Raw genomic sequence first — 22,991 nt, forward strand, 5'->3', positions numbered from 1 at the left:
GCCCGGATGGGGATCGTCATGAGCGACAAAGCCACGCCCCGTGTGTCCGCACCCTGAACTAGCCTGACAGCGAGGTCAGAATGGGAAGCATCGCGAGCTATCAGGCAGCGGCCGGACGACGCTATCGAGTTCGTTGGCGCGACGACAGCACTCATCGTCAGGTCGAAAAGCGCGGGTTCCGCACGAAGCGCGACGCCGAGATCTTCCTCGCCCGTACGGAAGTTGCCCGCACCGACGGTTCCTACACCGATCCGGCCGCGGCACGAGCGACGGTCGGCGATCTCGGCACCGAGTGGATGCGCAACAAGCGGCACTCGCTCAAGGCGTCGTCGTACAGCTCGCTTGAGACGTCCTGGCGCGTGTACGTGCGACCGCGGTGGGAAGACACGCGCATCGGCGACATCCGCGCATCCCAGGTCGAGCAGTGGATCCGCGAGCTCTCCGAAGGTACGGCGGCGACCAATCGGACGAAGAGCAACGGAGTCACAGGAAAGCCTCGCTCGGCGACTGTCGTCTACCGCGCGCTCGGCGTGCTCGCCGGCATCCTCGACACCGCGGTCCGCGACGGACGCATCGCGCGCAACGTCGCCCGCGGCGCGCAAAACCTGCCAGCGAAGCGATCCGAGAAGCCGCGCCGGTATCTGACGCACGCCGAGGTGGTCCAGCTCGCCGAGGCTGCGAGCACGTCGACCTACCGAACGCTCATCCTCGTTCTCTCGTATTGCGGGCTCCGCTGGAGCGAGGCGATCGGCATGCACGTGCGCGACATCAACTTCGACCGCGATCGTATCCAGGTCAATCGTGCCGCCGTCGAGGTCGAAGGCCGCATTGTCGTCGGAGCGCCGAAGAACTGGGAGCGACGGATCGTCCCGTTCCCCGAGTTCCTCGAGGCACCGCTCCGGGAGATGTGCGCCGGCAAGGGCCCGGACGACCTCGTGTTGACCGATGCCGACGGCAACCACCTGCGGCGGGCGAAGACGAGTGTCGGCACGACCTCCTGGTTCGCCGCGGCGCTCGAGCGGTCCGGCGTCGAGCGACTCACACCTCACGACCTACGACACACGGCGGCGAGCCTCGCGATCTCGTCGGGCGCGAACGTCAAGGCGGTGCAGCGGATGCTCGGCCACAAGTCCGCCGCGATGACGCTCGACACCTATGCCGACCTGTTCGAGACGACCTCGCCGACGTCGCCGCACGCCTCAACCAAGGGCGCGCTCGCCGCCGACGTCAGCCGGATCGTTCAGGTATGACTTGTGGGCAAATCCGAGGGCGAGGGCAAATTGTGGGCAAATCGCGAATCGGCGCCGGAGCCAACGAAACGAAAAGGGTCAGAAATCCGCGTGATTCCGCGGGTTTCTGACCCTCTTCTGTGACAACGGTTCGTGGAGATGGGGGGAATCGAACCCCCGTCCATCGCTGGGTAACTGCGGTTTCTCCGGGCGCAGTCTGTGCGAGCGTTCTACTCGGCTCCGACCTTTGTCACAGACACCTAAGTCGACGAGCCCAGCCTGATAAGAGTCCCACGTGACGCTCAGGCGTCGTCACGCAGCAAGATCCCTAGATGACGCCAATACCCGTGACGGGATCAGTCACGGATTGACGGCGTCGGGCTCGCTGCTCAGGCAGCGAGGGCGAACGCGGACTGCTTCTTTTCGGCAGTTATTGGTTTGCAGGGAGCGTTCACGAGATAACCCTGCATCCTCGGCCCGCTTCACGCAGATTCACAGGCGATGTCGAAACCGATCATCCCCGTGCCCTCGGTAGAGGGTCATCCTTCTTGCGAAGGGCCGCTGTCACACTGTGGAGTTGCCAACACTCGGGCGCTGACGCATCCGAGCACATCAGTCTATAACGGATGCCGCTCCCCCGCCATTCCCGGCGGGAACCGTCGGTCCGCGGCCAGACTCGCGGGATGGAAGCGCGCCATCGCATCGCGATCGTCACCGGATCGGACTCGGGCATCGGACGTGCGGTCGCCGTCGCGCTGGCACGGGACGGCATGGACGTGGGCATCACGTGGCACGCCGACGAACGGGGCGGATTCGAGACGGCCGACGAGGTGCGCTCTCACGGCCGGCGTGCGGAGATCGCCTACCTCGACACCGGCGATCCGTCCGCAGCCGACGTCGTGGACGACCTCGCGCAGCGGCTCGGGGGCGTCGACGTGCTGGTCAGCAACGCGGGCATGGTGCAGAGCGAGCCTTTCCTGGAGCTGGGCGCCGACATCTGGGACCGGACGCTCGCCGTCGACCTGACCGGCGCCTTCCGGATCGTGCAGCGCGCGGCCCGGCTGATGGTGGAAGCCGGGCGCGGCGGGCGCCTGATCGCGGTCACCAGTGTCAACGAGCATCAGCCCCGTGTGGGCTTCACCGCGTACAACGCCGCTAAGCATGCGCTCGGAGCGGTGATGAAGAGCGCCGCGCTCGAGCTCGGGGTCCACGGCATCACGGCCAACAGCGTCGCTCCCGGAGAGATCGCCACCCCCATGACCGGCCAGGAGGACGCCGACGTCGCCCAGACCGAGCGCCCGGGCATCCCGCTCGGCAGATCGGGCGACGCCCGGGAGGTGGCCCAAGTCGTCGCGTTCCTCGCCTCGCCCGCCTCGTCGTACGTCACCGGGGCGTCGTGGGTCGTCGACGGCGGGATGCTGCTGATGGGACCGGTCGGCGGCTCGGAGCTGGGCGACACCGGGTGGCGGGAGGCCTAGGCGGAGGCATCCGTTCGTCCGCCTTGTCAAGGCCCGTGCAGGGCACCGCCGGCGGTGGTCGGCTGAGGCCACCCCACGCAAGGAGTGAGACATGTCGCAGAACACCCCGCAGCAGCGGGCCAAGCAGCCGCGTACGGCTCTCGCCGGACCCTACGGCCATCCCTTCCACCCCATCCTCGTGACGATCCCGATCGGCACGTGGGTGGCGAGCCTGATCTTCGACATCATCGGGCTCGCGTCCGACAACCCCGAGCCGTACGTCCGCGGCGCGTGGATCCTCATCGTCATCGGCCTCATCGGCGCGGTGCTCGCGGCGATCTGGGGCTTTCTCGACTACCTCCAGCTCGGGCGCAGCACGGCGGCGCGCCGCACCGCGACGATCCACATGGCGCTCAACCTCGGAGTGACCGCGCTGTACGTCATCAATCTGCTCGTGAGACTGTCGGCCGATGACGACGATGAGGTCAGCATCTGGGGCTTCATCCTCAGCCTCGTCGGGCTCGCCGCGCTCGGGCTGTCGGGTTGGCTGGGCGGCAAGCTCGCGTACCGCTACGGCGTGCGCGTTGCGGACGAGCGCACCCAGATGGAGGGGTTCCGCTGAACCGTCGTGGACGGACGGCTCAGCAACCGGTGATGGCCGAGCGGCGCCCGATGAGCAGCGCCGAGAGCGCCGCGGCGGCGACCGCGCCGAGGAGCAGACGGATGCCGCGCGAGCGCCAGCCGCCGGTCACCGGGCCTGCCACGCCGGGCGCCTCGTGCACCGTGCCCGGTGTGACCTCGGCGCCCTCGCCGCGGAGCTCGACGCGCTCGACCATCACCGAGGACGCCGCGTCGAACACGGCCGGTGCGACGTCGTGCACCAGGACTGTGGTCTTCTGGACGCGCCCCACATAGGTCGAGAACCGCCGTCGGCGCGGCGCGCGCACGATGGCCCGCGCCACCCGCTCGGGTGAGGACGCCGGAGGCAGCGGCCGCACATGGCGGGTGGTGACGTTCGCGGCGTGCTGGTAGATGGGAGTGTCGATCGTTCCGGGAAGGACGACGCGCACGCGGATGCCGCTCCCCCTGAGCTCCTGACGGAGGCACTCGGCAAAGCCCAGCAGGCCCCACTTGCTGGTCACGTACGGCGAGATGACCGGCGACCCGACGCGGGAGTAGATCGACGCGACGATCACGAGCGTTCCCGCGCCCTGGCGCCGGAAGTACGGCAGCACCGCGCGGGCTCCGTGCACCTGTCCCATGAGGTTCGTCTCGAGCACCTGACGGAAGAGCTTCGGCGGCAGGTGTTCGAACGAGCCGTAGGCGAAGACCCCGGCGTTGCCGACCCAGACGTCGATGCGGCCGTACTCGTTCACCGCCGAGGCGGCCAGTGCCCGGACCTGACCCTCGTGCGACACATCGGTCGGCACGGCGACCGCGTGAGCCCCGAGCTCACGGCATTCCGCCGCCACGGTCTCGAGCGCCGGCTCGCTGCGCGAGGCGAGCACGAGTCGGGCACCCCGTCGCGCGTACCGCCGGGCGGTCGCCCGTCCGATGCCGCTCGAGGCGCCCGTGATGACGACGACGGGCGGCTCTGCGAGGCTCATCGCTCGGCCGGGGACGAGCGGCGCGGCAGGTCGAGGTCGTCGGGGTCGACGTCGACGTCGCCTACGTCGTCCGGCCCGCCGGTGCCCGGCACGACTCTGACGGCGTGCGCATCGATGTCGGGGTCCACCGTGTCGGGCAGCGCGTCCTTCTGCTTGTGCTGCGTCTCGGTCTCGCTCGCCGGGCTGTAGCTCATGTCTTTGCGCAGCGACTCCTGCTCGGAGAGCGGCCGCGACGCGTCGCGCTTCGACGCCGCCGCGTCGGGGTTCTGACGGTGAGAGTCCATGCCGGCGACGGTAGGTCGCGACCGTACCTGCGGTCGTCCCCCTTGACAGCCGGCGTCGACGGGATGATTGGCGTTCACGCGATGGGCGCCGACCTCCCCGCCCGGGCGAGACGGCGCCCCGCTTCGCGGTACCACTGCGCGCAGAAGATGAGGACGACGGATGCCTCGACCCACCCTCCGACGTAGTACATCAGCTGCGCACCGGCCTGCGCCTCGGCGAGCGGCAGTGAGCCCGGCGGGTATGCGTACAGATGCTTGGCGAGGACCGCGTGGGATGCCGCGGTCAGCACCAGCACCACGGCGCCGACGAGACGACGGGGCCGATGCGGCGCGGGGTCGAGCCCGATCACGGCAGCGGTGAACAGACAGCCGACGACGACGAGATGCAGGTGCACGAGCGCGTGCATGAGGGGATATCCGTGCACAGCCTCGAAGACCGGCGAGCGATAGAGGAGCCACAGCCCGCCCGCGTTGAGCAGCCCCGCCGTGGCGGGATGGCCGACCACGGCCGCCGGCCGGCTGCCGAGCAGGCGCGAGAGCCGCCGAGCCGGCGTGACGTGCATCGTGCGCAGAGCGAGGGTCACCGGCGCCGCGAGCACCAGCAGCACGGGGGCCGCCATGCCGCCGAGGAGGTGCGCCCACATGTGCGCGACGAAACTGTCATATGCCGCCACGGCGAGCGGTCCCACAGTCGGCATGACCGCGAGTGCGACACCCGCCACCCACAGCGCGAGTCGGTGGACCGGCCACGGCCGGCCGCGCCCGCGCGAGGCGGCGACGGCCGCCGCGTACGCCCAGACGGCGGCGCCGGCGAATACCAGGGGGATGGCGGCGAGCGACCCCGCCCCGGGATGCATGCCGTCATGACCGACGGCGGTCACGAAGCCGCTGCTCATCGGGAGCGCCTCCGTATGCGGGAGGCCCGCCCCGCCGCGAGCAGGACGACGCCCAGGCCGATCATCGCGAGAGCCGTCACGTTCCAGATCACGTCGTACACGATGATGTCGTCGACGTAGCGGATCTGGTGGATGCCCCACAGCTTGTGCTGCACGATGCCGTCATACAGCTGGAACGCGCCGGCACCCAGCAGCACCCCGCCGATCCAGCGCGACCACACCAGGGCATCCCGCCGTCGCAGGTCGGCCAGCAGGAAGAGCCCCGCGATCGTCGCGAACCAGCTGAGAGCGTGGAACAGGCCGTCCGAGGCGAGTCCGACGTCGGTCGAGGCGAGATCGTAGAAGTGGTGCCAGTGCAGGATCTGGTGGAACACCGTCTCATCGACGAAGGCGATCAGCCCGATGCCGAACAGCACGCCGGACCACACGTTGTGCGCGGGCCGATCAGCGTACGCTCGCCATAGTCCGGCAGACGAGCGTCTCTCGGCGCGCGAGTCGCGGCGGGTGGACACACGCGAAAGATCCTGCTTCGCGCACCCGCGATGAAGGGGCTCGACGCGTGACCGAGGACGTGCTAGCTACCCGGAGCGTCTCGTGCGCCGCGCCTCCCGCGGCGACAGGTCGGGACGCGTCCGCGTGCCGAAGTCGTGGCGGAGGGCGCTCAGGGCCGCGAACCAGCCCGGGAGCCCGGTCACGCCGGGTCCGGGCGCGACGGACGCGCCCGCGAGGTAGACGCCGGGAATGGGCGTGCGCCACGGATCCGGGCTCAGCACGGGCCGGCTGACGAGCTGCCACAGGTTCGGCGCGCCTGCGGCGATGTCGCCGCCCGGATAGTTCGGGTTGTGCCGTTCGACCTCTCGCGCCGTGCGCGAGCTGGTGGCGAGGATCGTGTCGCGGAAGCCCGGGGCGAACCGTTCGATCTGGCGGGTCACGGCCTCGCGTCGGTCCACCGCGCTCCCGGCGGGGACGTGCGTGTAGGTCCAGAGCGTGTGCTTGCCGGCGGGCGCTCTGGTCGGGTCGAACAGCGAGGGCTGCGACACCAGCACATAGGGGCGCTCGGGCAGACGGCCGCGATTGACCTGATTCTCGGCATCCGCCACCTCCGCCCGTGTGCCGCCGACGTGCACCGTGCCCGCCCGGCCGAGTTCGGGGTGCGTCCACGGCACGGGCTCGCTCAGGGCGAAGTCGACTTTCGCGACGCCGTCGCCGTAGCGGAAGCGCTGCAGCCGGCGTCGATAGCGAGGCGGCATGGCATCCCCCGCGATGCGGATCAGGGCCTTCGGGGTGACGTCGAGCAGAGTCACGGCCGCGTCGGGAAGAGCATCGAGCGACGTGACCTCGTGATCGACCACCACGTCGCCGCCGTGCTCGCGGAGATCGTCGACCATCGCGTCGATGATTGCCTGGCTCCCCCCGATCGGAATGGGCCACCCGCGCGCGTGGGCGTAGGCGGCGAGCGCCAGTCCCGCGCCGGCTGCGGCGACGCTGGGCTGAGACAGGATGGTGTGCGCAGCGACGCCGGTGAGCATCGCCGGGGCGGCGTCCTCCCGGAAGCGCGCGTTCCAGGCCGGGCCTCCCTGCTCGAGCGCTCGGAGCCCGAACGCCAACGCGGTCGGGATGTCGTCGGGCACGCGCACGAGGGGCGAGCCGGTGAAGTCGGCGACGGCGGTGGAGCGCCGCACCAGCGGTCCGAGCAGCTGTGCGTAGGCGAGCGCGTCGGGACCGAGCCCTTCGATCGTGCGATCGAAGTCGCGGAACGCGACACCGGCGTGGCGTTCGTCGAGCGGGTGCGCGAACGAGACCTCGGGCGTGACGAACTCGACGCGCTCACGAAGGCCGAATTCGCGGAAGAACCGCGACTCGAAGGCCATCGGGTGCACCGCTGAGCAGACGTCGTGCTGGAAGCCGGGGAGCGTCAGCTCTCTCGTGGCCGCCCCGCCGCCCGGACGGTCGGCGCGTTCGAACACCCACACGCGGAGTCCCGCACGGGCGAGGGTGACGGCGGCGGCGAGCCCGTTGGGCCCGGATCCCACGATCACGGCATCCAGCTCGGTGCCGCCGCGCCGGGGCCGAGCGCTCACGGTGACGGCGCCTCCTCGGTGCCGGGCGTCGGGCGCTTCGGCTTCGACGTCGGCTTCGACGCGGGCTTCTTCGCCGGCCGCGCGGGTTCTCCGGCGCCAGGCGCGATCGGCTCGGACTCACCGGCCCCTGACATCGGATTCCACGAGTCCTCGGGAGCGCCCGCCGAGGCGCCGGCTTCGTCGCCGCGCGCGACGCGCTCATCGAGCCCCGCGGATCGCGCGTCGGCTGCGGCGGAGCCTTCCGCGGCGGAATCCGCACTGCCCGAGCTCGCCCCCGCGGCGCTCGCCGGGCTCGAGGTCAACGGAGGCAGCGATTCGCTCTCGCCGGGCTCATCCGCTGGTCCCGCTTCGACCGCGTCGATCGACGTCGCGGCGTCCACCCACTCGCTCTCCCCGGTCGGCGCCGCCGACTCGGGCTCCTTCTCGTGCGTCATCCGTCCGTCCTCTCCCTCATCCGACCCGACACCGCGGGACGCGGCATCCGTCCCCTCGCTCGCGTAAGGCGCAGCCGACGGCTCCTCGCCGGACGCAGCCGACGGCTCCTCGCCGGATGCGGCCATCTCCTTCTCCGCCGTGGTCGCCGCCGTGCGGCGCGCGGCCCGCCCCTCGGCAAGGTAGGCCAGCCGATGCAGCGTCTCGTCGTTCCGCCAGTGGAGGGCGATGTCCATGAGCGGCGCAGGCACCAGGCGCCCGGGCCCGGCGATCGCCTCCTCCTGGATGCGCACGACGCACTCGTCGCCCCGGGACTTGACGTCGATGGTGACCCGGGCCTCGCCGATCGGCCACCCGCGCGCCCGCATGACCATCATGCGCCCCGGCACGAACTCCTCGACGACCGTCTTGTCGTTGATCAGTGCCGGCCACACACCGAACGAATGGTGCAGTTCGGCGCCCGCCATCGGCCAGGTCTCGTCCACCTCGCGCATGCGGGAGGCCCCGACCACCCACGACGGATAGAGCCACCCGTCGCTCAGCACCTCGAACACGTCGTCGGGCACACAGTGCAGCAGCCTCACGTTGCGGGACATGGCGTCGCTCCCCTCGGGTCACCTGCTGTCGACGCTAGACCGGCGTCGCCAGGGCGAGGAGCGGGTTGCGCGGCAGGCGACGCCTGTGGCAGACCACCCACCGCCCGGGGGGGCGCCAGCCCGCCGAGATCACGCGAACCCGAGCTCCCCGCGCACGATGGAGTCGCCCGAATGGGTCGGGTCCCCGTCGTCCGGTTCCTGCGACACGTCGACGAGCGCGAACTCACGCAGATCGAGGCCGTCGGGAACCGCGAAGGTTCCCGTCGTCCCCTCCAGCACGCCCAGACTGACCAGATCCGAGGCATCGGCCTTGATGAGCCACACCTCGCGGAAGCCGTCGTCCGCCGCGGCGTCGTCGAGATCGATCTCGATCAGCCGCGCGCCGTCGGCTTTCTCCACCACGACCGCGGAGCCTGAGGCATCCGGATGCGCAGGGAAGGCGTCGAGCGTGGCCGCAGCGATCTCGACCGGCTGACTCTGCCTCACGAGCGCAACCGTCCCGACGACACCGAGCACCAAGGCGATGCTCGCCGCGAGCGCGAACAGCAGCCGGAATCGCGGTGTGCGGCGCGCGGGCGCGCTCGCCACCCTGTCTTCGACGGGGACGGATGCCGCGGCCCCAGCCGCCGCTTCCGCGTCGGTGCCCGCCGGCACGGCGCGGGCGGCGTCGAGCCCGAGTTCGTCGGCGATCCGCCCCCACACCCGCTCGGGCGGCGCTTCGAGGTCGCCGAGGGCGACCGTGGAGCGACCGACGACGACCGTGTACTCGAGCTCGGCGAGCTCGAGCGCGCACGCGTCGCACACGTCGAGGTGCGCGCGCTCCCCATCGGTGGCGGGTTCTCCGAGCGCGATCAGCGACAGGCGGTCGGGGTCAAGGTGCGGCATGACCCACCTCCAATCGACTCCGCAGGCGGATGAGACTTCGCCGGATATGGCTCTTCACGGTACCGAGCGGCATGCCCAACCTCTCGGAGATCTGCTCGTGGGTCAGGTCGTCGTAGAACGCCAGGCGCACCACACGGCGGGCGTCCGGCTCGAGCCGATCGATCTCGTCGGCGAGCAGCAGCCGGTCGCCGAGGTCGATCTCGGCGCCCACGACGGCGTCCGGCGTCGTGAACCGCTGCAGCTCCTCCTGCAGCGCACGCACGCGCGTGCGCGCCTCGAGCGTGTCGGCGATGCGGCGTCGCGTGATCGCGATCAGCCACGTCGAGAGCTTCGCCTTCGAGGCGTCGTACGACTCGCGCGACGTCCATGCCGAGACGAAGGTCTTCTGCGTCACGTCCTCGGCGTCGCCACGATCGCCGACGAACCGCAGCGCCATCGTGAACACCACCGGCGACCAGCGGCGGTAGATCTCTTCGAGCGCGCGCTCGTCGCCGACGCGGAAGCGATCGCTCAGCTCCCGTTCGTGCGCGTCGTCCACGCTGTGTCCTCTCTTCGGGCCGGCGGCGTCGCCGGCTCACGGGATCGGGGTCGCGATGGCGACCACGTTATCGGCGTAGCGGCCCGTGCTGGAGTCGAACGCTCCGCCGCACGTGATCAGCACGAGTTTCCTCGCGCCGGCGCGGGCGAACAGCTCGTCCACCGGCAGCACCGCCTTCGGGTAGTAGGTGACGGACTCCACCGAGTAGCGGTGCGCGGCGGCCGCGGCATCCGTCACATCCACGGTGTCTCCCTGCGCGAGGTCGCGCAGGCGGCTGAAGGGTCCGATGGGGTGGGCCGGCGCGTCCACGTGCGCCGAGATCACCGTGTTTCCGTCCGCGCTCGTCGGATCGGCGCCGAACCGGTACCAACCCGCGATCGCCGGGTCGACCGGAAGCTCCATGAAGCCGCCCTCCTCGACGCCGACGGGGACCACCGGCATGTCCACGCCGACAGAAGCGGCGACCACCCGCACGGGCGGCACGGGGGTGCGCGCAGGTGTCGGGGTGGCCGCCGCGACCGGCACCTCGACGACCGGTGTGGGGAGCGGCGTGGGGGTCGCCGCGGCCGTCGGTGCCGTCGACGGCGAGGTGGACTCGGCCTGCCCCGAGCCGCACCCCGCCAGCACGAGGACGACCGCGAGAGCGGTCAGCGCCCTCGCGGTCATCCGTGCCATGTCGTACCCGCTCAGCGGTCGGTCCGTGCGCGGGCGACCACGAGCGCGGATGCCGCGACCAGCGCCGCAGCCGCGAGCCCCCCGAGCACGAAGAGCGCCCGCACCGTCGCGTCCTGTGCGGCGAGCTGGCCGCCGCTGCCCGACGGCACCCCGTCAGGAGCCGAGTGCAGACCCGAGATCGTCTGGACGGCGACGGCCAGGTTGTCGTCCTCCAGGCTGCCCCACGCGTACACGATGGTCAGCGCGCCCTCCTGGACGTCGACGTCGGTGGGACCGAGGACGGGGTCGGTGGTCCCGGCCGCAGCGACCGAGGCCGAGACGGTTCCCGCCGGCAGATCGAGGGTGGCTTCGTTCGGGTTCGACAGGTCCTCGATGACCGGTGATCCACCCGCGAGCACATCGACGGCGGGCGCCGCAGCGACATGCCGGACGGTGAGCCGGCCTTCGCCCGCGGCGGTGGCCGACGTGTCGTTGGTGAACGCCGTCACGGTCGGCGTGCCCCCTGCGGCAGGGAGGTGGGCGACGGCGGTGTAGTCGGTGTCCGCCGCGAGGGTGAGGGTCACCGGGCCGACGATCGGAGAGCTGTCGTCCGCGGCGTCGGTGGCGGTCAGCGCGACCTCGTAGTCGCCGGCCGGCAGCGCGAGCGGCCCGGCCAGAGTGCCCGGCTGGAAGTCGTCGAGGGTACGCTCGCCGTTGACGTACACGTCGACGGCTGTGCCGGGAACGCCGTGAAGCACCGACAGCTGGGCGTCGCCGGCACTGGCGGCGTGGGCGGGGGCGACCATCAGGCCGAGGGCGGTGACGGCCCCGGCGGCGATGCCCGCGAGAATCTTGTTTCGCACGGTGGTCCTCCTTCGTCGGGGCGGTCGTTGCGCCGCCCATCGACAAGTGATTCCCGCGGCCGCCGCCATTTGGATGCAGCTGAATGAAGATTTCTCTGAGGAGGGGTTCGCGCAGTCGTACCTGCTCACCGCCGACGCGCCCGCCGCGTAGAGTCGGCGTCATGAGCGACGTCGTCATCACGGTCCGCGGGGAGCACGAAGCCCGCATCGCCCCGGAGCGCGCGGTTGCGCACCTCACCATCCGCGCGGAGGGACCCGAGCGCGGCGCGGTCGTCGAGCGCATGGCAGGGCTCACCGAGCCGGTGCGCGACGACCTGGTCTCGCGGAAGACGGCCGGCACGGTGGCCGAGTGGACCAGCCAGCGAGTGTCGGTGTGGTCGGAGCGTCCCTGGAACAACGAGGGCAAGCGTCTCGCGCCCGTGCATCACGCCACCGTGGACTTCTCCGTCACGTTCACCGATTTCGCCGTGCTCTCATGGTGGGCCGGCGAGGTGGCGGAGCGCGAAGGCGTGCAACTCGGCTGGATCGAGTGGAAGCTCACACCCGAGACTCGCGCTGCGACAGAGCGAGAGGTCGCGACCGCAGCGGTCCGCGTCGCCGTGGACCGTGCGACGGCTTACGCGAGCGCGCTCGGACTCGACAAGGTCACCGCACTGGAGCTCGCCGATGTCGGGCTGCTCACGGAGCAGGGTCGCCCCGAGTCGGGACCGGCACCCCGCATGTTGATGGCGAAGGCGTCGTTCGCCGCCGATGCGGGGGGCGCGCCGGCCGTGCAGCTGCAGCCGGAGGACATCGTCGTCTCGGCCGCCGTCGAGGCCCGGTTCGCCGCGCGATGAGCGCCGCGGATGTCCGGTAGGTCCGACCCTCACTCGCCCAGGCGGTTGCGGCTGCGCATCGCGCGCTCGGCCTCGCGCTTGTCCTCACGCTCGCGGATCGTCTGACGCTTCTCGTACTCGCGCTTGCCCTTGGCGACGGCGATCTCGACCTTGGCGCGCCCGTCCGAGAAGTAGAGCTTCAGCGGGATCAGCGTGTAGCCGCCGGCCGAGATCGCGTGCGACAGCTTGACGATCTCTTCCTTGTGCAGCAGCAGCTTGCGTGTGCGCTTGGACGAGTGGTTGGTCCAGTGCCCCTGCGAGTACTCCGGGATGTGCACCGCGTCGAGGAACGCCTCGCCGTTGTCGATGTACGCGTAGCCGTCCGACAGGTTCGCCCGCCCTTCGCGCAGCGACTTCACCTCGGTGCCGGTGAGCACGAGGCCGGCCTCGTACGTCTTCTCGATCGCGTACTCGTGGCGCGCGCGACGATTGGTCGCCACGACCTTCTCCCCGCGTTCCCTGGGCATGATATCTCCTCGCTGATGCCTCCGGGCGATCCCTCGGATCAAGGCGCCCACGGCAGCCTGTCAGTCTACCCCGCGCTTCGACAAGCTCAGCGACCGGTGAAGGTCGCGCGCCCTCAGCGACTGGTGCGCGTCACGCGCGAAGCCAGCGGCGGATCGCGAAGCCCGCCGACAGCGCCGCGAGCACCACGCCCACGAGGATCAGCACCGGCACCACCAGCCACGCGTCGCCCAGGTCGACCCAGGTCGTCACGAAGTCGACGCGACCTCGCAAGTAGTTGTCGACGCCGAAGTGCACGCCCGCGATCACGGCCGCGCTGGCGAGCAGCGATCCGAGCAGCGCGGCGAACACGCCCTCCAGGATGAACGGGGTCTGGATGAAGCGGTTGGACGCCCCGACCAGGCGCATGATGCCGAGCTCTCGCCGGCGCGCATAGGCCGAGAGCCGGATCGTCGTGGCGATCAGCAGCACCGCCGCGATGAGCATGAGCACCGCGATGCCGACGGCGATGTAGGTCGCGATCGTCAGCGCGGAGAACAGCGGGTCGAGGTACTGCATCTGATCCTGGACCTGCTCGATGCCCTGGATGCCGCTGAACGCCTCGATGATCACGTCGGACTGCGACGGGTCGACCAGCGTGATGCGGAAGGTCTCGTTCACCTGGTCGGGGGTGATGACGCTGGCGTTCTCCTCCCCCGCGATCTGGAGCAGCTCGTCGTACGCCTGCTGGTGGTCGAGGAACTGCAGGTCGCGGATGAGCGGCGCGAGCGCGCTGCCTTCGAGCTTCGCGCGCACCTCCTCGACCTGCTCCGGGGTCGCCTCGCCGTTCGCGCACGTCGCGGGCGTCGAGATGTTCGTGCACATGTAGACGGCGACCTGCGCGCGCTCGACCCAGAAGTCGCGCATCGTGCCGATCTGCATCTGGATGAGGATCGCGGCTCCGACGAACGTCAGCGAGACGAACGTCACGAGCACCACCGACACGACCATCGACAGGTTGCGCCGCAGGCCCGTGAACGCCTCCGACATGATGAGTCCGAACCTCATGAGGTGGGCCCCACTTCGTCGTCGGGATCGACTTCGCCGAGACCCAGCCGGTCGGCGAGGCCCAGCTCCTCCACCGCGAGCTCGCGCGCGTCGACGATCGGGATCGACTGGGTATGCGGGGGTGCCGGCTTCGGGGGGACGGATGCCTCGTCCTCCGGCTCGCTGTCGGTCGCCGGTTCATCGATCGCCTGAGCCAGCGCTGCGGCCTGACGCGCCTCTTCCGCCGTGACCGCGACCGCGGCGGCCGCGGCGGCGGCCGCGGCTGCCGCCGCAGCGGCCGGCGACGCGGCATCCGTCTCCGTCGCGTCGAGCTCATCGTCGTCGACGGCTGTCGGATCCAGTCCCGCGGCGGCGGCGATAGCCGCCTCTCGCTGCACTTCGAGAACGGCGGTGAGCGCGGCCACGGCCGCCGCGCCGCGCTCCGGCTCGGGCGCGAGGCTCGGCAGGCCGGAGCGGTCGCCGTACCCGCCGTGGCGCTCGTCGCGCACGATCTCGCCGTGGACCAGCTCGATCACGCGACGCTGCATCTGGTCGACGAAGCCCGCCTCGTGCGTGGCCATCACGACCGTCGTGCCGCCGGCGTTGATGCGCGCCAGGAGCTGCATGATGTCGACGGAGGTCGCGGGGTCGAGGTTTCCGGTCGGCTCATCGGCCAGCAGGATCTGGGGCCGGTTCACCAGGGCGCGCGCGATCGCGACGCGCTGCTGCTCGCCGCCGGACAGTTCGTGCGGGAACCGCTTCTCCTTGCCCGCGAGGCCCACGAGCGCGAGCGCCTCGGGGACCGCCTGCTGGATGAAACCGCGCGACGACCCGATGACCTGCAGCGTGAAGGCCACGTTCTGGAAGACGGTCTTGGTCGGCAGCAGCCGGAAGTCCTGGAAGACAGCGCCCACGTGGCGCCGGAAATACGGCACCTTGCGGTTCGACAGGTTCCGCAGGTCGCGGCCGAGAACGACCACGCGCCCCTCGGACGGCGTCTCCTCCCGGAGGATCAGCCTCAGACAGGACGACTTGCCTGAGCCGGAGGCGCCGACGAGGAAGACGAACTCCCCGCGCTGCACCTCGAAGTCGACATCGCTCAGCGCGGGATGGGAAGTGCCGCGAAAGCGCTTCGTGACGTTCTCGAACCGGATCATGGCCTAACGAGCCTATGCGGATGCCCCGGACGGGCGTCCAGCGACACTCGACGTTTGCGCATCGGTTCCGGCGGCTCGCTGCCGACACCGCCTTTCGCATCGCGCACTTTGCAGCTTTTCACGCCGGATGAGTGCCAAGTGCGCGATTCGAAACCGCGGAAGGGGGTGACGACGAGTCAGTCGTCGTCCTTGCGCTTGCGCCAGCGGATGCCGGCCGAGATGAAGCCGTCGAGGTCGCCGTCGAAGACGACCGCGGGGTTGCCGACCTCATGGCCGGTGCGGAGGTCCTTCACGAGCTGCTGGCCGTACAGGAAGTACGACCGCATCTGGTCGCCCCAGCTCGCGGTGATGACGCCGGCGAGCTCCTTCTTCTTCGCGGCCTCCTCTTCGCGCTGCAGCAGCATGAGCCGGGTCTGCAGGACGCGCATCGCGGCGGCGCGGTTCTGGATCTGCGACTTCTCGTTCTGCATCGACACGACGATGCCCGTCGGGATGTGGGTGAGGCGCACGGCCGAATCGGTCGTGTTCACCGACTGGCCGCCGGGGCCCGACGAGCGGAAGACGTCGACGCGGATGTCGCCCTCGGGGATGTCGACCTCCTGGGCCTCCTCCATCACCGGGATGACCTCCACGGCGGCGAAAGACGTCTGCCGCTTGTCGGCCGAGCCGAAGGGGCTGATGCGCGCGAGGCGGTGCGTACCCGCCTCGACGGACAGGGTGCCGTAGGCGTAGGGGGCGTCGATCTCGAACGTCGCCGACTTGATGCCGGCGCCCTCCGCGTAGGAGGTGTCCATGACCTTCACCGGGTACTTGTGGCGCTCCGCCCAGCGCAGGTACATGCGCAGCAGCATCTCGGCGAAGTCGGTGGCGTCGTCGCCGCCCGCACCGGATCGGATCGTCACGACAGCGGAGCGTTCGTCGTACTCGCCGTCGAGAAGCGTCTGCACCTCGAGCTGGCTGATGATGTCTTCCAGCTCGGCGATCTCGTGGCGGGCCTCCTCGGCGGAGTCCTCGTCGTCCATCTCGTTGGCGAGCTCGACGAGGACGTCGAGGTCGTCGAGGCGCTGCTCGACGTCGGCGACGCGCTTGAGTTCGGCCTGGCGGTGGCTGAGGGCGCTGGTGACCTTCTGCGCCTTCTCCACGTCGTCCCAGAGGTCGGGGGCGCCGGCCTCCTCGCTGAGACGGGCGATGTCGGCGTTGAGTGCCTCGACGTCGACCACGGCCTTGATGTCGGCGAACGTGGAACGCAGGGCCTGAATGTCGGCGGAGGGATCGAAGTCGAGCATGACACTCCAGACTAACGTGGAAGCGATGTCCGATCACGCCGACTCCCCCACCGCTCGCGACGTGCTGTGGCGGTTCGGCCCGATGGTCTACGGCCCGACGGTGCTGTTCGCCCTCGGCGAGGGAGCCGTCATCCCGCTGATCCCGGTCATCGCCGCGCAGCTCGGAGCGGATGTCGCGACCGCCGCGCTTGTCGCCTCGGCGCTCGTCGTCGGGCAGCTGTGCGGAAACATCCCTGCCGGCTGGGCGGTGGCGCGCATCGGCGAGCGACTCACGATGGCCATCGCCGGGCTCGTCTCGCTCGCCGGAGTCATCGGGATGGCGCTCGCCCCGTCACTGGGGATCTTCGCGATCGCCGTGTTCCTCATCGGAATCTGCGCCGCGGCCTTCGGCCTGGCCCGCCACTCGTTCATGACGACGCGCGTTCCCCTCTCGTTCCGTGCCCGCGCCCTCTCGCTGCTCGGCGGCACCTTCCGCCTCGGCATGTTCATCGGGCCGTTCGTCGCGGCCGCGCTGCTCGCGATCTTCGGCGACGAGCACGCCACGATCTGGTTCTTCGGCGGATGCCTCGTGGCGACGGTCGTGCTCGTGCTGCTGGGTCCCGACCCCGAGAAGCAGTTCGTCCGTCCGCCGTCGGGCACTCGACGCGGGGATGCGATGGATGCCGAAGACACCGGCGAGCCCGTCACCGGCTCGATCCGTCTCCCGCGCGCCCAGCGCCCGAGAGACGGGGCGGGCGAGGCATCGGGACCGGGCACCGGCGTCCTCCGCACGATGTGGCGCCACCGCCGCGTGCTCTCGACGCTCGGCCTGGCCGCGGCATCCCTCTCCGCCGTCCGCTCGGCGCGGCAGGTCGTGCTGCCGCTGTGGGGCGTGTCGATCGGCCTCGACGCGCAGACGATCGCGCTCGTCGTGGGGATCTCGGGCGCGATCGACTTCGCGCTCTTCTATGCCAGCGGTCAGGTGATGGACCGGTTCGGACGGCTGTGGGCCGCCCTGCCCGCCATGCTGCTGATGGGGGCCGGATTCGTCGCCCTGGCGTTCACCCACGACCTGCCGCAGGCGGCGATGTGGTTCGCGATGTTCGCCGCCGTCCTCGGCGTAGGCAACGGGCTGTCGAGCGGCATCCTCCTGACTCTGGGCGCCGATGTCGCGCCGGCGGCCGACCCGGCGCCGTTCCTCGGGTCGTGGCGCACCCTCACCGACGCGGGCGGCGCAGTGGCGCCGCTGCTGGTGTCGGGCATCGCCGCCGCGGCGTCGCTCGCCGTGGCCGCCGGCGCCATGGGGGCGGTCGGGCTCCTCGGCGCGCTCGCCTTCGTGCGCTGGGTTCCGCGCTACGTCCCGCGGGTGACGCCGTGAGCGAGGTCGTCCTGTTCTGCCGCAGCCGCAAAGACGGACGCCGCTGCACGCGTCCGCTCGATCACGCGGGGCTTCACCGCCACCGGACGATCATGTGGGCCGATGCCGGAGCCGACGCCGCCCACTGCCCCGGCTCCGGCGCGCCCGGGTCGCCCGCGGAGCCGCTGGCCGACGGCTTTCCCGACGGGCGAGCCCTGTGCCCGGTGTGCCAGCGGTTCGTCGAGCTCGACGACTTTTCGCGACTCGTCGATCACGACACGTTCGACGGGTCCGAGACGGCCGCGGACGCGGGGCGCCGCCGCGACTGGCTCAACACCCACGGCTGGTAGGCGCGCTCAGACCCAGCTGCGGCGGACGGCCTCCGCGCCGAGCTGCATGCGCGTGGTGACCCCGGCGGCCTCCATGAGCTCGGCCACCCGACGCTGGACCGTACGCAGTGAGATGCCCAGCTGGGCGGCGGCTGCGGCATCCGTCATCCCCAGCAGCAGGAGCCGCAGCAGATCGCGGTCGACGTCCTCCGTCACCGGGCCCGCGGCGATCGGGAGGAACTCGGTCGCGGCCCGCCAGTACTCCTCGAAGATCGATGAGACCAGGTCGAGCAGGCCGCTCGGGTGGATCAGCAGGGCGCCGAAGCCGCGGTCCTCGTCCTGCGAGTGCATCGGCACGAGCGCCATCTGATCGTCGGCGATGAACATGCGGGTCGGGAGAGTCGGCAGAACGCGGATCTCCTCGCCGATCTGGGCCATCTCCCTGGCCGCTGCGAGGAACCCGGGTCGCTCGAGCACCGCGCTCTCGACGATCACGCGGTAGCGCACGCCGCGCGCGAGGGCTCGGTCCTCCTCGACGTTGTCCTCGCCGCTCAAGAGCGCGATCTCGTTGAGCACGAGTACCCGCACCTGCTCGATCGAGGCCGCCTGGAGCTGTGCCACGCGCTGCCGCACGGCATCGTCGCCGATGACGACGTCCACCACGTCGGCGACGCTGCGCTGCTCGGCCGACCGCCGGTAGAGGTCGCTCAGCTCCACGAGCGTCTCGTGCGCCCGGGTGAGTCCCCTTTCGCGCTCCAGCAGCAGCGGACGCAGCGAGATCGACGGCGGCGACGCCACGAACCGGTCGCTGTTCGCCGCCTGACGGGCGAGCAGGCCCAGGCGCTCCAGCTCGGCGACGATCGGGCGCGTGCGCGGCAGCGACATGCTGAGCCCCGACGCGATCTCGGCCGTCGACGCCGACGGCTGCTGCAGCACGAAGCGGTAGACCCCCGTGTGCGCCTCATCGAGGCCCAGCGCATCGAGCACCGCGGTCTTCTCCACTCATCCATCGTCGCCCGCCGGTGCTGGCGGATGACGGTCATGGCATTTCTCCGCCAACCACTTTAGGCATCGGGCGCACGAAGGTGGGGGTACGGAATCCCCACACCGAGAGGTTCGCGAATGTCACGACCCCAGCCCATCGGCCGCCGCCTGCGACCGATCGTCGCCGCCACGAGCGGTCTGGCGATCGGCATCGCCGGCATCGGCCTGACCAGCCTGCCGGCGACCGCCACGTCCGCCCGCGACGATGCCCCCACCTCGCCCGCGGTCGCCGGCAGCACCCATACCGTCACGCTGATCACCGGCGATCGCGTCACGGTCACCGACCTGTCGGACGGCACGCACGCGGTATCGATCGACCCGGCCGTGGAGGGCGCAGGCGCCCGCACCTACGAGGCCGCCGGCGACCTGCACGTGGTGCCCGACGCCGCCATGCCGTATCTCGCCTCGCGTGCGCTCGACGCCGACCTGTTCAACGTCTCGCTCCTCATCGAGTACGGCTACGACGACGCGTCCGTCGACGCGACGCCGGTCATCGTCGAGCAGGACGCCGCCGCAACCCGGAGCTACGCGGCCCCCGTCCCCGGCCTCGAACTGCAGACGCAGCTCGAGAGCATCGGCGCAGCGGGTGCCACGCTCGGCCACAGCGACGCGTCGGCGGCGTGGCAGGCGCTCACCGCGCCCAGCGCGCGGACGTTCTCGTCAGCCCCGGCCCTCGCCGGCGGCATCGAGGCGATCCACCTCGACGGCAAGGTGCAGGCGACGCTCGACGGGAGTGTCGGCTACATCGACGCGCCCGAGGCCTGGGCCGCGGGCTACACCGGCGAAGGCGTGACCGTGGCCGTGCTCGACACCGGCTACGACGACACCCACCCCGACCTCGACGGCCGCGTGCTGCCCGAATCGAAGAGCTTCGTGCCGGGCGAGGAGGTGGCCTGGGACCCCAACGGCCACGGCACCCATGTCGCCTCGACGATCGCCGGCACCGGCGCCGCGAGCGGCGGCACCCACCGCGGCGTGGCCGACGGCGCCGACCTGCTGGTCGGCAAGGTGCTGGATGCCAGCGGGTGGGGCCAGGACTCCTGGATCATCGAGGCGATGGAGTGGGCGGGTCAGAACGCCCCCATCGTGTCGATGAGCCTGGGGTCGCCTTCGCCGTCCGACGGCAAGGATCTGATGGCGGAGTCACTCAACCGGATCGCCGCAGAGACGGGCGCGCTGTTCGTGGTCGCCGCCGGCAACTCCGGGGCCCCCGAGACGATCGGCGCCCCCGGATCAGCGGCCGAGGCGTTCACCGTCGGCTCGGTCGACGACCCCTCCGGCGCGCTGTCGTGGTTCACAAGCCAGGGCCCGCTGTCGCGCTCGGGCGCACTCAAGCCCGACGTGACCGGCCCCGGCAACGACGTCACCGCGGCACGATCGGCCGACAGCGGCGGTGAGGGCCCCTACATCGGGATGAGCGGCACGTCGATGGCGACGCCGCACGTCGCGGGCGCGGCCGCGATCCTGCTCGGCGCGAACCCCGGCTACACCACCGCGCAGCTCAAGGCCGCGCTCGCGAGCACCGCGACCGACGTCGGCTACACGGCGTATCAGGGAGGCACGGGCGTGATCGACGTCGACGGGGCTCTCGAGGCGCCGGTCGTGGCATCGGGTTCCGGAGACTTCGGCATGCTGATGTGGGGCGAAGAGCCGACCCCGGTCGAGCGCGTGGTCGAGTACACGAACCGGACGGATGCCGAGATCACGGTCGCGCTGACCCCCACGCTGTCCGATACCACCCCCGGCGCCGGCGGCCCCGCCCCGCTGTCGGCGGGGATCGCGTTCGACGCGCTGACGCTCGACGTCGACACGCTGACGATCCCGGCGGGCGAGACCCGCTCGGCGACCATGACGGTCGATCCCGCGAAGGTGCCGGCCGGCACGCAGCTGTCGGGCGTGCTCGTCGGCTCGGTCGACGACGCGCCCGTCACCCGCACGGCGCTGGGCACGATCGCCGAGGCCGAGCGCTACGACCTCACGATCGCGGCGACCGACTTCGAGGGCAACCCCACTGCCGCCTACGCGATGCTGTGGGATCCGTCCACCGAGTGGGCCGAGCCCGTGCTCGTCGACGGTGAGACCACCCTGCGCCTCATGAAGGGCGACTACACGGTGATGTCGTTCATGGAGCTGAACCGCACCCCCGACACCATCGCCAGCGTGCTGGTCGGCGAACCGACGCTGACCCTCGATCAGAACCGCACCGTCTCACTCGACGCCCGCACCGCCGAACAGGTCACGGTCGACGTGGGTCAGGACGGCCTCGAGCCGGTCTTCCGCCGCATGGACGTGACGGTCGACGCCTTCGCGGCGAGCGCCCTGATGCCGGTGTGGACCGACGAGCTGTGGGCCCAGCCGATGACGGTCGACGACGCGGACTTCGGCTTCACGACCCGCTGGAGGCTCCAGACCCCGCTGCTGACGGTCTCGGCGGGCAAGAAGCCGCTCGACCTCATCGTGCAGATCGGCTCGACGCTCCTCGACGGCTCGTTCAAGGCGGCCGCCGTGGATGCCGGCACGGGCAGCGCCGAGGAGTTCGCCGCCGTCGACGTCGCGGGCAAGATCGCCGTGGTGACGCGGTCGGCCGAGGTGTCGGCATCCGCCCGCGCCGCGCATGCGGCAGCCGCCGGCGCGAAGCTGCTGGTGGTCGTGAACGACGCCGACGGCGAGTTCAACGAGTGGGTCGGATCCGAGGACTACACGACGGATGCCGCCCTCCCGGTCGCGGGCATCAGCGGCATCGAGGGGCGCGCGCTGCTCCAGCAGCTGGCGGCGAAGAAGGTCACGCTGACGGCGGCGGGAGTGCCCACGGCCGAGGTGGTGTACGACATCGCCGAGTTCGGAGACGGCGAGATCCCCGCCGACCTCGCTTACCGCCACACGGCCAAGGACCTCGCGCGCATCGACACCCGCTACATCGGCCAGGCCGAGGAGATCGGCGAGTTCCGCTACGACTTCGTGCCCGGCGCGGAGTACGGCAGCGGATTCCCGATGCGCACCCAGCGCGGCACCGCGCGCGCCGAATGGGTCAACACCGATCAGCTCCGCTGGTACCAGGGCGCGACGATCACGTCGGTCGGCTGGGAGATGCGCGACATCCAGCGCACCTACCAGCCGGGCGAGCGCACCGAAGCCGAGTACTACGGCGGCATCGTGCGTCCGTACGTTGCGACGGGCTACTGGGTGCCGTACCGCCAGTCCGACAACACCCAGATCAACATCCCGAGCTGGGCGGACGGCGGCAGCGGCGATCACACCGGCGCCTTCGACACGTGGATGGAGCCGTCGACCGTCCACCAGTCGATGGACCTCTACATCGACGGCGAGCTGTTCGCGCAGAAGGAGCACCAGGGCGCCAACGTGTTCGACCTGCCGGACGGCGAGCAGGACTGGCGCGTCGTCAGCACCGCGACCCACGACGGCGCTCACCTGGCGGGCTCCACGAAGACCGTCACCGAGTGGGCCTTCCGCTCGGCCGGTCAGCAGGGCGACTGGGACTACCGGCGACTGCCAATGATCCAGGCGTACTACGACGTCGACGTCAACGAGAAGAACCTCGTGGGCGAAGGCCGTCGCAAGGGCTCGCCGGTCGCCCTCGGGCTCGAACTGGGTCACGTCGCGGGCACGGCGCCCGCCGGCGCGATCACGGGCGCGACGCTCGAGGCTCGCACCGCGGGCGGCGAGTGGGTGCCGGTCGGCCTGAAGACGGCGGCGACGGATGCCCCCACCGGCGCGGTCAAGGGCGACGGGTACATCTTCGCCGAGTCGCGCGCGTGGGTGAGCGGGTACGCCGCGCAGATCTCCGTTCCCGACAAGGGCGGCTGGGTCGACCTGCGGGTGACGGCGACGGATGCCGAGGGCAACACCTTCACGCAGGAGATCGAGAACGCGTTCCAGGCGACCCCGGCCAAGGGCGTTCGCTAGGGACCGAGCCGAAGTGCCCCGGTGCGC

21 protein-coding genes, 1 other RNA gene and 1 pseudogene are annotated in these 22,991 nt (G+C 70.9%); 7 read left to right on the forward strand and 16 right to left on the reverse strand.

What is annotated here, in order from left to right; translation table 11 throughout:
• Positions 1–80: 80 nt before the first annotated feature.
• Positions 81–1,250 (forward strand): site-specific integrase, encoded by a 1,170-nt coding sequence (locus IM770_RS03885; RefSeq protein ID WP_203579768.1) that lies wholly within the window; start codon positions 81–83, stop codon positions 1,248–1,250.
• Positions 1,251–1,380: 130 nt separating this feature from the next.
• Here IM770_RS03885 and ssrA read toward each other — a convergent pair.
• Positions 1,381–1,751: a transfer-messenger RNA gene (gene ssrA / locus IM770_RS03890) on the reverse strand.
• Between the two features lie 161 nt (positions 1,752–1,912).
• Here ssrA and IM770_RS03895 point away from each other — a divergent pair.
• Positions 1,913–2,707, forward strand: coding sequence for an SDR family oxidoreductase (locus IM770_RS03895; RefSeq protein ID WP_203579769.1), 795 nt, complete (start codon positions 1,913–1,915; stop codon positions 2,705–2,707).
• A 91-nt stretch (positions 2,708–2,798) separates the two neighbouring features.
• Positions 2,799–3,308, forward strand: coding sequence for a DUF2231 domain-containing protein (locus IM770_RS03900; protein WP_203579770.1), 510 nt, complete (start codon positions 2,799–2,801; stop codon positions 3,306–3,308).
• A gap of 19 nt (positions 3,309–3,327) precedes the next feature.
• On the opposite strand, the gene IM770_RS03905 is transcribed toward IM770_RS03900, so the two are convergent.
• The 10 genes and pseudogenes from IM770_RS03905 to IM770_RS03950 form a co-directional block, all read right to left on the reverse strand.
• Complete coding sequence (locus IM770_RS03905; protein WP_203579771.1) at positions 3,328–4,293, reverse strand: SDR family NAD(P)-dependent oxidoreductase; 966 nt, start codon at positions 4,291–4,293, stop codon at positions 3,328–3,330.
• The gene (locus IM770_RS03910; RefSeq protein WP_239065623.1) at positions 4,290–4,577 is read right to left on the reverse strand and encodes a hypothetical protein; all 288 of its coding nucleotides are present in this window, start codon (positions 4,575–4,577) and stop codon (positions 4,290–4,292) included. The genes IM770_RS03905 and IM770_RS03910 overlap by 4 nt, the downstream gene beginning before the upstream one ends.
• Positions 4,578–4,651: 74 nt before the next feature.
• Positions 4,652–5,473, reverse strand: coding sequence for a cytochrome c oxidase assembly protein (locus IM770_RS03915; protein ID WP_203579772.1), 822 nt, complete (start codon positions 5,471–5,473; stop codon positions 4,652–4,654).
• A complete protein-coding gene (locus tag IM770_RS03920) occupies positions 5,470–5,889 on the reverse strand; it encodes a DUF2243 domain-containing protein (RefSeq protein WP_307785365.1) in 420 nt (139 codons plus the stop codon). The genes IM770_RS03915 and IM770_RS03920 overlap by 4 nt, the downstream gene beginning before the upstream one ends.
• 162 nt (positions 5,890–6,051) lie before the next feature.
• Positions 6,052–7,554, reverse strand: coding sequence for a phytoene desaturase family protein (locus IM770_RS03925; RefSeq protein WP_203579774.1), 1,503 nt, complete (start codon positions 7,552–7,554; stop codon positions 6,052–6,054).
• A 560-nt stretch (positions 7,555–8,114) separates the two neighbouring features.
• Positions 8,115–8,582: pseudogene (locus IM770_RS03930) on the reverse strand (SRPBCC family protein); the annotation flags it as partial.
• 129 nt (positions 8,583–8,711) lie between these two features.
• A complete protein-coding gene (locus tag IM770_RS03935; protein ID WP_203579775.1) occupies positions 8,712–9,467 on the reverse strand; it encodes an anti-sigma factor in 756 nt (251 codons plus the stop codon).
• Entirely contained in the window at positions 9,454–10,005 is a 552-nt protein-coding gene (locus IM770_RS03940) for an RNA polymerase sigma factor (RefSeq protein ID WP_203579776.1), read from the reverse strand. Before IM770_RS03940 ends, IM770_RS03935 begins: the two co-directional genes overlap by 14 nt.
• A 36-nt stretch (positions 10,006–10,041) precedes the next feature.
• Entirely contained in the window at positions 10,042–10,671 is a 630-nt protein-coding gene (locus IM770_RS03945) for a class F sortase (protein WP_239065624.1), read from the reverse strand.
• Between the two features lie 20 nt (positions 10,672–10,691).
• Entirely contained in the window at positions 10,692–11,522 is an 831-nt protein-coding gene (locus IM770_RS03950; protein ID WP_203579778.1) for a DUF4397 domain-containing protein, read from the reverse strand.
• A 161-nt stretch (positions 11,523–11,683) separates the two neighbouring features.
• Here IM770_RS03950 and IM770_RS03955 point away from each other — a divergent pair, with 161 nt between their 5' ends.
• Positions 11,684–12,358, forward strand: a complete 675-nt coding sequence (locus tag IM770_RS03955) for an SIMPL domain-containing protein (protein ID WP_203579779.1) — start codon at positions 11,684–11,686, stop codon at positions 12,356–12,358.
• Positions 12,359–12,387: 29 nt separating this feature from the next.
• On the opposite strand, the gene smpB is transcribed toward IM770_RS03955, so the two are convergent.
• The 4 genes from smpB to prfB all read right to left on the reverse strand — a co-directional run bounded on the left by smpB (position 12,388) and on the right by prfB (position 16,331).
• The gene (smpB, locus tag IM770_RS03960; RefSeq protein WP_191171280.1) at positions 12,388–12,864 is read right to left on the reverse strand and encodes an SsrA-binding protein SmpB; all 477 of its coding nucleotides are present in this window, start codon (positions 12,862–12,864) and stop codon (positions 12,388–12,390) included.
• 130 nt (positions 12,865–12,994) lie between these two features.
• Positions 12,995–13,909 carry a permease-like cell division protein FtsX gene (gene ftsX / locus IM770_RS03965; protein WP_203579780.1) on the reverse strand — a complete coding sequence of 305 codons (915 nt, stop codon included), beginning with the start codon at positions 13,907–13,909 and terminating at the stop codon, positions 12,995–12,997.
• Complete coding sequence (gene ftsE, locus IM770_RS03970) at positions 13,906–15,045, reverse strand: cell division ATP-binding protein FtsE (RefSeq protein ID WP_203579781.1); 1,140 nt, start codon at positions 15,043–15,045, stop codon at positions 13,906–13,908. Before ftsE ends, ftsX begins: the two co-directional genes overlap by 4 nt.
• Positions 15,046–15,221: 176 nt before the next feature.
• The gene (gene prfB / locus IM770_RS03975) at positions 15,222–16,331 is read right to left on the reverse strand and encodes a peptide chain release factor 2 (protein WP_203579782.1); all 1,110 of its coding nucleotides are present in this window, start codon (positions 16,329–16,331) and stop codon (positions 15,222–15,224) included.
• 25 nt (positions 16,332–16,356) lie between these two features.
• Between prfB and IM770_RS03980 the strand changes: the two genes are divergently transcribed.
• Together IM770_RS03980 and IM770_RS03985 are read left to right on the forward strand one after the other, a co-directional pair.
• The gene (locus tag IM770_RS03980; protein WP_203579783.1) at positions 16,357–17,688 is read left to right on the forward strand and encodes an MFS transporter; all 1,332 of its coding nucleotides are present in this window, start codon (positions 16,357–16,359) and stop codon (positions 17,686–17,688) included.
• A complete protein-coding gene (locus tag IM770_RS03985) occupies positions 17,685–18,017 on the forward strand; it encodes a hypothetical protein (protein WP_203579784.1) in 333 nt (110 codons plus the stop codon). Before IM770_RS03980 ends, IM770_RS03985 begins: the two co-directional genes overlap by 4 nt.
• Positions 18,018–18,023: 6 nt before the next feature.
• Here IM770_RS03985 and IM770_RS03990 read toward each other — a convergent pair whose 3' ends face one another.
• On the reverse strand, positions 18,024–18,998 hold the full coding sequence (locus IM770_RS03990; protein WP_307785366.1) for a transcriptional regulator TrmB: 975 nt from the start codon (positions 18,996–18,998) through the stop codon (positions 18,024–18,026).
• A gap of 120 nt (positions 18,999–19,118) precedes the next feature.
• On the opposite strand from IM770_RS03990, the gene IM770_RS03995 reads away from it, so the two are divergent.
• A complete protein-coding gene (locus tag IM770_RS03995) occupies positions 19,119–22,964 on the forward strand; it encodes a S8 family serine peptidase (protein ID WP_203579785.1) in 3,846 nt (1,281 codons plus the stop codon).
• Positions 22,965–22,991 lie beyond the last annotated feature (27 nt).

The organism is Microbacterium hibisci (assembly GCF_015278255.1).
In the GTDB taxonomy this organism is placed as follows: domain Bacteria; phylum Actinomycetota; class Actinomycetes; order Actinomycetales; family Microbacteriaceae; genus Microbacterium; species Microbacterium hibisci.